This window comes from Anaerolinea thermophila, from assembly GCF_020723905.1.
Lineage (GTDB): Bacteria > Chloroflexota > Anaerolineae > Anaerolineales > Anaerolineaceae > Anaerolinea > Anaerolinea thermophila_A.
In genome coordinates, this window is the sequence record NZ_DYHZ01000003.1 from 12,894 (window position 1) to 24,715 (window position 11,822).

6 protein-coding genes are annotated in these 11,822 nt (G+C 47.7%); 2 read left to right on the forward strand and 4 right to left on the reverse strand.

The features are described 5' to 3' along the window. Position 1 precedes the first annotated feature (1 nt). The 4 genes from LHF31_RS04940 to LHF31_RS04955 all read right to left on the reverse strand — a co-directional run bounded on the left by LHF31_RS04940 (position 2) and on the right by LHF31_RS04955 (position 8,056). Positions 2-3,316, reverse strand: a complete 3,315-nt coding sequence (locus LHF31_RS04940; protein ID WP_298009215.1) for a hypothetical protein — start codon at positions 3,314-3,316, stop codon at positions 2-4. Next, the gene (locus LHF31_RS04945) at positions 3,306-4,307 is read right to left on the reverse strand and encodes a DUF4007 family protein (RefSeq protein ID WP_298009217.1); all 1,002 of its coding nucleotides are present in this window, start codon (positions 4,305-4,307) and stop codon (positions 3,306-3,308) included. The genes LHF31_RS04940 and LHF31_RS04945 overlap by 11 nt, the downstream gene beginning before the upstream one ends. Positions 4,308-4,551: 244 nt before the next feature. Then, entirely contained in the window at positions 4,552-5,352 is an 801-nt protein-coding gene (locus LHF31_RS04950) for a Nif3-like dinuclear metal center hexameric protein (protein ID WP_298009220.1), read from the reverse strand. A 235-nt stretch (positions 5,353-5,587) separates the two neighbouring features. Then, positions 5,588-8,056, reverse strand: coding sequence for a glycoside hydrolase family 3 C-terminal domain-containing protein (locus LHF31_RS04955; RefSeq protein WP_298009222.1), 2,469 nt, complete (start codon positions 8,054-8,056; stop codon positions 5,588-5,590). A gap of 152 nt (positions 8,057-8,208) precedes the next feature. On the opposite strand from LHF31_RS04955, the gene LHF31_RS04960 reads away from it, so the two are divergent. Together LHF31_RS04960 and LHF31_RS04965 are read left to right on the forward strand one after the other, a co-directional pair. After that, a complete protein-coding gene (locus tag LHF31_RS04960) occupies positions 8,209-11,235 on the forward strand; it encodes a glycoside hydrolase family 38 C-terminal domain-containing protein (RefSeq protein ID WP_298009224.1) in 3,027 nt (1,008 codons plus the stop codon). A 10-nt stretch (positions 11,236-11,245) separates the two neighbouring features. Further along, positions 11,246-11,665 carry an META domain-containing protein gene (locus tag LHF31_RS04965; protein ID WP_298009226.1) on the forward strand — a complete coding sequence of 140 codons (420 nt, stop codon included), beginning with the start codon at positions 11,246-11,248 and terminating at the stop codon, positions 11,663-11,665. Positions 11,666-11,822: the final 157 nt, after the last annotated feature.

Here is an 11,822-nt window from a genome sequence, read left to right on the forward strand (position 1 = left end):
CTCATTTCAATTTTGTAAGCAAAAGGCGTAAAGCAACTTTGACTATTTCAGGGGAAACCCCGCCTGCTTTAAGCGAAACTTCCAGGTCTTCTGCTAATTTTTGAGCCTTTTTTAGGACATCATCCGGAAGAGTAGAAGGGTCGGAAAGATCTGCTTCTTCTCTCAATAGAGTAGCCAAATAGTTGGCTTGAGCCTGAAAACGCTCCGCGTCAGAATCAGTCCATGACCGTAAAGGTCGATTCGCTATATAAGCAAGAACGCTTTCCAGAGCAGCGCGCGAATCTGGGGCTTCAGCAGCCCGCTTGAGTAAAGGAAGCAGATGGGGATGGGTCACCCGGTGGATAAGGTTACTGGATTGCTGACAGAAATACTGCCAGCCGGTTTCATCCGGTTGCAATCCACAGGCAATAAGCCATGTATCGCGTGCCCACATCATCAGGCGCGGAGTCGCCTGGGCGAGAGCATCTAGCGCCTGATTCAATCGTTCAAAAAAGAGGTCAAATCGTTGGGAATCGAATTCTTCAGTATCGAAGGGAGGCATTCCAAGCGCTTCGGGGACCTCAACGAAAAGAAAACGTTCTGGTGAGCGTGCTGTATCTACAGCGCGGCGCAGGTTGAGGGCGGATTCTGGTAATTTGCGCGTTCGCCAGGCATATTCCGGGAGGGCTTTCAAGCGGCCAATCAAAGAGCGAACCACTGGCATGACATAAGGCACAACCTGTAATCCCCGTGCCATTCGTTGAATCACTGCTGCACGCAGGCCGGTTACTCGGCAACCGGCTATCGCGAATAATTCTGGACGGCGCAACAGCACTTCCCAATCCGCGATGGTGGGATCAACCAGCAATGTTCCTTCTTTATACAATGTCATTTCGTTTTGATGAACCTTGTAGAAAACCGCAAGGAGAACGGGAGCCAATCCTGCTGTAACACCGTATGGAGGCGCAAACAGACGGGCATAGAGGTCTGGCAAAGGTCGTGGCTCGGGCAGTCCTTCAAAAACGAATTCTGTCATTGCCTTCCAAACAGGGTTTAATTTAAGAGGATCATTTTCTGGTGGTGGGACAATAACCCATGTTTCTTCATTTTGCTGATGCAATCCTCCACGGCGCAGGAATGTCTCGTACATACTGCGCTCAGGCGGAAATTTTTGAATACCCAGTAAGGGCTGGTCTGCTCGGGTGAGAATGCCTTCAATGAGAGTGCGGCGTGCTGCTGCTGCTTGTGAGGTCAATTCGCGACGGTTGAGCATTTCATTTCGCAATAATGGCGAGTCCCGGTAGAGAGCGTCGCAGATCTCTGAAAGGAGAGACGATAGACCATGCTGGACTTTGTGGGAAATGTCTGTGCCACCATAAAACCACTTACAGGCACGCAAGGAGGATATTTGATATAGATTGAAAGCCTCATCCAGTTCAACGCGTATGGCTTGTTCAATGGCTGCGAGACGAGTTCGCCATTCGCGTCGCGCGACGGGATCATCCCGTAATTCGGGAGTGTTTTCATATACCCAATGAAGGCCACGAAATTCCTGCGCCAGTTCCTTCAAACGAATAGCACGCCCAGCCACACCGGTTACCACGTTGGACCGAGAAGCCAGAGCTTCGCTCTGTGCCCATTGTTCGAAAACTTCTAGATCTCCCAATGTTCCTGGCAGGCAAAGTAGAACCACTCCGCTGGCACTTTCTGATGGAGTCAAAGAAACAGATTCTCGGTTATGCGTATCAACATAACGAACATCAAAAAATCGTTGAGCACCCGTTATATAACTGTGACGTCTCGCCATTAAGGGACGTGGAGGCAGGTACTTTTGCAAGACCTCAGCCACACTGATAGTTGTTTCCAGAGTAGCACGGGCAGCCTGTAAACGCTCTTCAATGTCCACATCGCTACCTTGCCATACGGCATACATATCATTAAAACGGCGGTATACAATAAAAGAGCGATGCTGAAGCGACTTCAGACCATTGCGTAATTCATTCTCATCATAAATTGGTGATAGCGCACTCAAGATTAGGTTCTCTCTTGCCTGGAGGGGACTAATCTCTCCCAACCAGTTCAAAAGCCCAATGGTTTTCAAAATATCTTGTTCACTTTTCTTTAGGTGGGGGGCATTTTCTAGTCGTTCCAGTGTTTCCGTAATTGGACGTGCTCGGCCTGTGGCGTAGATAATGTTTTGATAGTTGGCTACAAGATAGTCAAAAATATAAGGCAAACACAACATCTCACCCAATGAGTGAGTGGCTAAATATTCCTGAAAGCCAAAGGGTTCCTGTGAGGAGAGATACGCAAAAAGCGAGCGCTCGTTTTGTGCTAGGCGACGAAAAATATAGGGGAGAGAAACAAAGACACTAGGATGTAACGGATAAACTCTACGGCTAAGGGCTTCAAATTCTTCAATACTTATTATCGCAGGACACCATTTCTGCAAGGATTCCCTTGATACGGTTAAATCAGAAACAATCTGAGGGTCAATATCAACAAATGTGCTTGCCAGCAGACGCATTTGTTGGATAGGTGGTTCCTGAAAGGGGATATCTTCAAAACGCCCTTGAACTTTTGCCCATTCACGCTGGGTTGCTCGATCCAATAGAGCAGCATACCCTTCAAAAGATTGGTGCAGGATTCCGATGAAGACGAGAGAAGGGGTTTTATTTTGTGCAGAAAATTCAGCCAACTCTTGTAGTAGATAAACGTCGCTTTCTTGAGGGTGGAAGGATGCAAATTCCAGAGATTTGCCCATTTCGTCAAAAATGATTAGTGTGCCAGCTTTACCGTACCCAAGTCTGCTAGCCGTTTCGAGAAACTTTTCTACCCACTTCAAGAAAATACGGCTGTCTACTTCGCTGAGTGTTCTTAATTCTTCCTTCAAGGAGTTGGGAAATTCTTTGGCTTCCATTGCACGAGAGAAACCGCGAACCAGACATTGTTGAAGAGAAGCGCGTGTTCCTGTGACAGTCACGACTTCAAACCACCCGCGTTCTCCAATTACTTGACCCAGGCGCTTTGCCAGTTCAGGATCAGCCTTTGTAAGTATTTCCAAGGCTATCGGATGGCCTGGATGCTGCTTATCTAATAAGTGCGCAAGAAACAAACCAAAGAATGATTTTCCAGAACCATAAGGGCCTGTTAGTGTCCATGCTTTGCTATTGGTGGTCAGACCGTCCACAATGCGCCCCAGTGCTACCAGAGCCTGAGCAGTTAGGGTATATCCGCTAAGCGAGTTGCCATTTGATGAATAATCTTCCAAACGTACTGCACGCAATCGATTAGAGCGAACTCGGACAATATTGTTCAGCAGTAGTTCAGTCTGCATAATACCCTCTTAATAAATCCCAGCCTAACTCTGGCGATGCAGCATGCAAGTACACTTGGCGCTGGCCAGCAGTCTCCTGGATGGCTATAGCATCACTCGTAATTGTTTCCAATTCTTCTAAATATGCCATTACACTGTTCTCATCCAGTTTAAAAATCTGACCTGGACTTCCGGGCGAATAGACACATTCGTCAAGTGTAACGGTTCGCTGATGAGCCATTTTCTCTACTAGAAATTCCAGTAATGCATATCCAAAAACGGCAACCGGAAGAGATGTCTTTGCCCCAACATTAAAACGATATACACTATCGCTTGGCGTCAAGCGAATCAGGTTCAAATCTACCAATGGGCAGTTCAACGTTTCTTCGCTTTCCCCTTTTTTAACTTGTGGCGGAACATAGGTGTGAATGAAAACATCAAATTCACGTTCAATCATTCCTTCAGTCGTATTTATACCTCGCTGGGTCAACTGGGTATTAAGAAATTCCAACATCGTCGACTTGCGAAATTCAACATCATGGTAACGAGAGAATATCAGGTGCCATACTATTCCGCGTTCTTGATCGCTGGAGAGCAGCCAGTGTAACAACCATAGTGATCCAATATCTTCCAGATACGGATCCCAACCATTATCAGCGAGCAGTGCAACCCCCAGTTTGGATGTCGTCATGGCACGTGGATTGTCATCAGCAGGCTTAAACAAACCTAATCTCAATCCCCAGTAGCGAATTGAGGTGGCCATATTCTTCCCAACACCAAGAATGATAAATGCATCATCTCGGCTAAAGATAAAGGGGTCTTCCAGGATAGCATCGATTGCCTTCTTGAGCCAACCGTCTCGAAAAGTAAATTTCTCATGTCCACCAAAAGAAAAGCGAGAAAGACTCTTTGTACTCTGATGGGAAGGAGATGTGTTGTAGTCAATGGGTAGGTCTTGCCCATGATCGGGCAAATTGCTAATGTGACGGCGGTGACGTTTGTAAAGAGGCATATTTTGTTGTCCCTTAATGAAATGCGTTTTATAAAAAAAACGAATAAGACTGACAGTTCCCTTTCGCCCAGGAGTAAAAGTTCGCTATGCTCAATTTGCCGCAACGCGCCAGCACCGTGTACGTGTAGCCTTTCCAGCCTCGCTGCATCCACCGGCTGGGCTTAAGGATTAATAATACACCAAAAATTTACCTCCTGAGGCGGTTCTTAATGGGCTCTTCCTGAATTCAATCCCTGAAATCACGCTAGTGATAAATAAAAGGATCTCCCGATTCGATAAACTGTATCGGCATTGTGGGAAATAAAGGTTGCAGCCAGTCTACCAGGTATTTCATCCCAATCTCTTCAGTACGATTGTGGCCCAAAATAATTAGAGATTTGTTCATCCCCAGTTGGGCGGCGTCACGCACATAGGCTGGCAAAGTCCATTCCAGAATTTCCCCGCAAATGATGGTATCCAGGTTTTTTCGATGTATGAGTTCCATCGGCATTTCTTCTCTGCCTAAACCCAGACTGCCCCCGCCAACCAGAACACCAGTTCGCTCTACCTGTCCATTTACAGCACCTACCAGACGGCATATTTCCACCCCCAGTCTTTCTTTCAGGAATTTTGCCAGATCCATCACAGGAATTTGAGGAATGGTAAAGCAATGTTTTTCATCTGGATCCTGATAGTTCTCCCATCCCAGTTCTCTGATTAACCCGGCATATATCAGGTCAGGTTGGGTTCTGTGCATGTGGTCGTGAAATCGCCAGATATTGACGCCCTGGTTATGAATAAGACTCATCTTTTTCGCATAGACAGGATCCTCTGCAAGCCAGCCGGTTTCATCCGGACCATTGAAAAAAGTAGGCTCGTGAGTGATGATCAGATTCGCGCCTCTTTGAGCAGTTTCCTGAATGACATCAACAGTAGCCATGAAAGTTGTGACAATGCCTGTCACTTCCCGATACCAATCCCCGGCAATCAATTGATCGCAGGTTTTCTCAAAAGGCGGGATCTGACACTTTTGGATGATGGCTTCAACTACATCTCTGACATTCATGGTTTACTCCCTTTGACAAAATGCCACACTTTCTCATTGCCAGTGTTTCCCAGAATAGTGAATTTGCTCTTGAATTGCCAGGATTCAGCCGATTTTTCCCCACCTCCGGAAAAGATTGGGGGACATCCCCCGTCAAACAGATTTCGTAAATCCTCCCGAAAAGGAGAAATTTTCAGATCTGTTTGGTGGATGCCCCCCATGTCAACCTCAAAGATAGGCTTCAGGTTTTTTGAGGTTACACCAGTCGGATTAATGCCGTTGCCCGTATATCCCTGGACGAAGAGCCTGCCAGAATCTGGAATTCACCGGGCTCGACCACCCATCGAGATTGATAGGGATCGTAATAAGCAAAGGCTCTTTCGTTTAACTCAAACGAAAGCGTTTTGGCTTCACCGGGCTGGAGTTCCACTTTGGCAAATCCCTTCAGTTCTTTTGGCGGACGCGGCAGTGAGGATTGAAGGTCACTCACGTAAATCTGCACCACTTCCTTACCGACGCGTTTTCCGGTGTTTTTCACAGTTACCTGTACGCGAACAGGTTGCCCCACTGTGGCTTCCGTTGGAACGGTCAGGTTTTCATACGCAAAGGTGGTATAGGAAAGCCCGTGCCCAAAGGGGAAGAGGGGTTCCATTTTCTTCTTGTCGTAATAGCGATATCCGACAAAAATGCCCTCACCATAATACACCTTGCGGTCCCCCGGATAATTGATGAATGCGGGTGTATCCTCCAGACGGCGGGGGAAAGTGACGGTTAGTTTTCCGGAGGGATTGATTTCCCCGAAGAGAATTTTAGCGATCGCATTGCCGCCTTCCTGTCCGGGATAATAGGCTTCCAGGATTGCGGGGACTTCATCTGCCCATGGCATCTCAACTGGTGAGCCGGTGTTGAGAATCACCACAGTATTGGGGTTGGCTTTCAACACTGCCTGAACCAGTTCATCCTGTGCCCCCGGCAGACGCATGTGGGGACGGTCGTAACCTTCGCTTTCAAATCCCTCTGGCATCCCAACAAACACCAGTGCCGCATCGCTCCTGGCGGCTAATTCCACGGCTTTCTGAAGGCGATGATCTTCTCCTGGAGCAAAGAAGCGCATCCATGCCAGTTTCCAGTAGGCAAATTCATCCTCGTTATCTTTCAAATATTCAATCACCAGGTCATACGATTTGCCTGCTTCCAGATCCATCTGACATTGTGCTTCTCCCTCTGCGCGATGTTCTCGCGGTTTTGAGACCTGATCAAAGACTTTTTCACCATTGATGAAGACGCGGCAGGCGCTGGTATTGTAAAGGAACAGGGTGAACGTCCCACTTTCCAGGGGCGTAAATGTGCCCTGGGCGCGGAAAGAAAAGCGTGACGAAGTCACATGCGGAGCCGGCAGGGAGTTTGCCCACATCCACATTTCAGCCTTTGGGACCATGATGGTGTCGGCTGGTTGACCTTCCAGAGACGGGTTGTCAAAGAAATCAATTTTCAACCCCTTCTCTCCCAACCAGTCAGCACCCAGGACGGGCGGTTGGTGATAATTATCGCATCCTTGTTCATATTCAATACGTACCCGATTACCTAATCGAGCGCGCAGTGCTTGCAATGGAGAAACCCGATACGGAGGATCTACGTAAGAAGAACCGCCACCTCCAATGCGATCCTCTGCCGCGTTGGGTCCAATCACAGCAATGGATTGAATTTTCTCTGCATCCAGCGGCAACAGGTCGCCTTCATTCTTTAAGAGGGTTATCGCTTCTTCGGCAACCTCAAGTGCCAGAGCCTGGTGTTCGGGCGTATTGACAGAGCCGGGTGGGAGAGTTGCAGGATCATCGAACTTCCCCGCACGGAACAGGATGCGCAAGATTCGGCGAACGGCATCATCAATGACGCTTTCCTCAATTTGCCAGGTGTTTACAGCGTCTTCTAGGAATCTCCCGTAATACCGGGCGGGACCGGGCATTTCCAGATCCAGACCATTTTCGACCGATTCGAAGATTGTGTGATTGGCTCCCCAGTCCGAAACCACTACACCGTCAAACCCCCATTCCTCTTTCAAAATATCTCGAAGGAGGTGCCGGTTTTGAGATGCATATACCCCGTTAATGCGGTTGTAGGAACACATCACCGTGAACGGCTTGGCTTCTTTCACCACCATCTCAAAATGGGGGAGATAAATTTCCCTGAGTGTGCGTTCATCGATTTCCGAAGAACCACGATGCCGTTCAAATTCCTGATTGTTAGCGGCAAAGTGTTTTAGGGATGCTCCCACCTTCTTGCTTTGTAATCCCTTGACCCATGCTATGCCCATCTTTCCATTGAGATAGGGATCCTCTGAATACGATTCAAAATTCCGCCCTGCTAAAGGATGGCGCACAATATTCACACAGGGTCCTAACAGAATATCACAATCCATGGCACGGGTTTCTTCTGCCAGTGCCATTCCGACTTTCTCAATCAATTCTGTGTTCCATGTTGCCGCCATACTTACCCCGGTCGGGAAACATGTAGTAGGACCGGCTTTTCGTCCGGCGTCCGGATAACTTGCTCTCACGCCGTGAGGACCGTCCGTCATGGTGATGGAAGGAATGCCTAATCGGGGAATGGGCATGGTCCGCCAAGCATCTTTTCCAGAGAGAAGTGATACCTTTTCGGACAATGTCATTTGGGCTATCAGATCGGAAATTTTCTGCTCAATGGGATCTTGATTGTGAACGTTCATATTTTACTCCTGAAAAAAGTGACGAGAGGGAAATTTAGGGTTATCATATCACATGTGAGAAAATTTGCCTCATAAGAATCTCTCATCATTTTTCTGAACCAGGATAAATTTTTCCAATTCAAACACAACAAACCTCGAAGGAGAAAGAAAAAATGGCGCTTACACCAGAATGGGAACATCGTATTAAATCCTGGGAGCGTACTCTCTGGGATGCAATTTATTTGCCGGTTGAGGAAGTTCCTCTCGAAGGATTTACGACCACCTTACGGTTGACCTATGAGGAGGCTGTTCAAGGTCCATTTACCCCTATGCCTTCTGGAACTCCCTGGGGAGCCAAGTGGGAATACGGCTGGTTTCGAACAAAAGTGACCATTCCCGAGTCCCTCCATGGCAAACGGGTTGTCCTGCGGCTCGATCCCGGGGGAGAAAGTCTCGTATGGGTCAATGGAAGAATTGAAGCCTCTATTGGATGGGGGCATCCACAGTTTACACTTGCCGCCTCTGCTCAGAAAGGAGCAGCGTATGATATTCTCATTGAGGCGTATGCGGGTCATGGCAGAATTACAGTAGGCGATGGACCCAATCTCTGGGGAGTACAAACCGTGCCGGAACCTCCGGCAACGCAGACAAAAGTTGGCCAAAGCACATTGGGAGTCTGGCGTGAAGATATTTATCAATTAGCACTGGATTTCACCACCCTCAGAGAACTCAGGGATGGGTTGGATCCATTGTCTCTACGGGCTTCTGAAGTGGATGAGGGATTGATGGAAGCCACCCGCATCCTGGACCTTGAATTACCAGAAGAGGAACTCCTGGAATCGGTTCGTAAGACCCGCGCTGTTTTGAAACCGCTATTGGATTGCCGTAATGGAGATACTGCTCCGGAATTGCATGCATTTGGACATGCCCATATTGATGTTGCCTGGCTCTGGCCCCTTCAGGAAACGGAACGAAAAATTGCCCGCACGGCAATTAACCAGTTGAAGTTGATTGAGGAATATCCTGAGTATCGTTTCCTTCAAAGTCAACCTCAGTTGTATCAAATGTTGAAAACACATTATCCAGAACTCTATGAGCGTTTTAAAGAAGCCGTTCGACAGAAGCGCGTTATTGCCGATGGTGGAATGTGGGTGGAAGCCGATACTAACATTAGCGGTGGAGAAAGCCTGATTCGGCAGATTCTGTACGGCAAACAATTCTTTGAGCAAGAGTTAGGGGTTAAAAGTGATATTTTGTGGCTTCCAGATGTGTTCGGATACTCGGGGGCTTTGCCACAAATTCTGCATGGATGTGGCATGAAAGGTTTTGCTACCCAGAAGATCACTTGGGCATATGGAGGTGGCGAACCTTTCCCCTACAATATCTTCTGGTGGGAAGGAATTGATGGCACAACCATCCCTGCCCATATTTTTACCGAATACAACAGTCAAACCAGTCCTCGTTTTATTTTTGAGCGCTGGAACACTCGCCTGCAGAAAAATGGAATTCAAACCATGATTCTCTCTTTTGGCTGGGGGGATGGTGGTGGCGGTCCGGAGCGGAATCATTTAGAGTATCTTCGCCGCGAAAGGGACCTGGAGGGTCTCCCCAGAGTAAAGATGTCTTCCCCGGCAGAATTTTTTGAAGATTTGAAAAAGCGAGGGTTACCCCGTCAGAAATATGTTGGTGAACTGTATTTTCAGGCTCATCGTGGAACCTACACCTCGCAGGCAAAGACGAAAAAGGGTAATCGGAAAAGCGAAATTGCCTTACGAGAAGCGGAATTCTGGGGTACGGTATCTCGCGTTCTCCGGGGGTATGATTTTACGGCAGATACTCTGCGCAACGCATGGATGAAAGTGTTGCTGAACCAGTTTCATGATATCCTTCCCGGCTCTTCGATCCACCGGGTGTACGAAGAGGCAGAAGCCCTCTACAGTGAGGTTTTGCAGGAGTCTCACTCTGTGACAGAGCGAGCCTTATCCACACTCGTTCAGCCTTCCAATGAAGAAGTAACTGTGTTCAATTCACTGAACTGGAAGCGAAAGGCGTGGGTAGAGGTACAGGGACAGTTGACTGAGGTTGAAGTACCCCCTTGCGGATGGGTTACAGTGACGGGCCCAGGGGTAACTCCTGCTGATCAATCCCTTTGGGTTCGGGCTGGAATGTTTCCTCAAGGAGGGGCTTTCCTGGAAAACGAACATTTACGCGCAGAAATTAATTCCCAGGGAGAGATTGTTTCTCTCATCGATAAATCCACTGGTAGAGATCAGGTTGTTGGGAAAGCCAATGTCTTCCGCATGTATAAAGACGTTCCTGATGTATGGGATGCCTGGGATTTAAACAGCATGACTGAAGAAATCCCTGTTGAACTTCATGGCCCTTCGACCATTGAGGTTTACTCGAACACGCCTTTGGAGGCATCGTTACGGGTCAGGCGAACGCTTCATCATTCAGAACTGATTCAAATCATCCGATTGAGAAAAGGAAGCCGACGCATGGATTTCCTCACCGGCATTGAGTGGCAGGAAAGTCATAAACTGCTTAAGGTAAACTTCCCGGTGAACATTCACTCAAACGAAGCCATTCACGAAATTCAATTTGGGCATATTCGTCGTCCCAATCATGCTTCACGGCAATTTGACGCTGACCGGTTTGAAGTGAGTCAACATAAATGGACGGCTCTGGCGGAAGAAGGGCGTGGCGTTGCTGTGCTGAATGACTGCAAATATGGCGTCAGCGTGAAGGGAAACAGCATTAATTTGACTCTCCTGAAATCCCCTCTCGCTCCGGATATGCTGGCTGACAAGGGATTGCAGACTTTCACGTATTCTCTCTATTTCTGGAATGGAAGCCTTCTGGAGAGTGAGTTGATTCAAGAAGCCTATGATCTGAATGTACCGGTGATGGTGATCAAAGGGAGTGCTGGTGAAGGTTCTTTGCTTCAGACCAGTTGCTCAAATGTGGTTTTGGAAACGGTTAAACTCGCAGAGGACGGATCGGGAGATGTCATTTTGCGGTTTTATGAAGCCATGCGCACCAGAACTTGTTGTCAGGTGGAGGTGAATATTCCTTTCCATACGGCTGTAGAAACGAATTTGCTGGAGGAAGGAGCGAATCCTGTAAAGCAACAGGGGAATACCTTGCTTCTGGAATTCCGTCCATTTGAAATTAAAACCCTTCGTCTGAAGATGAGATAGGAGATGCACAATGAAAAAACTATTTGTACTGTGCTTGATTTGCCTTATCCTGCTCAGTGTTGTTCTTTCTGCCTGTAGCGGAAATTCTGGCGAACAAAATCCGCTGAAGGGGACGGTATGGGCATTGGAAACTCTGGGAGAATCGGCGGCTTATCCGGGTGTGGATGTGATCATCGATTTCGGTGATGGGGAAGTCCAGGGCAATACCGGATGTAACAATTTCAGCGGGAAATACAGTATTAAAAAAGAGACAATTGAATTTAAGGATATTTCTATGACAATGATGGCATGTCAGGAGCCAGCTATAAACGCTCAGGAAAACGCTTTTTTGAATGCTTTGCAACTGGCGCGCTCGTATCGTACAGATGGGAATATGCTGGAGTTGCTGGATGAGTATGGGGAAACGCTCATGATCTTGAGACGTTATTAATCTCGAAAAATTAGTGAAACGAGTTTCAGGTGGAGGGCGAGAAAGTTGCCCTCCACCTGAGTTTTTAAGGGGTAAGACGACAAAGGAAAAAATGTGGAAAGATCACCCGCTTTTTACGTAACTCCATTCCTCCTGGGGTGTTTTCAGGCACAGAAGA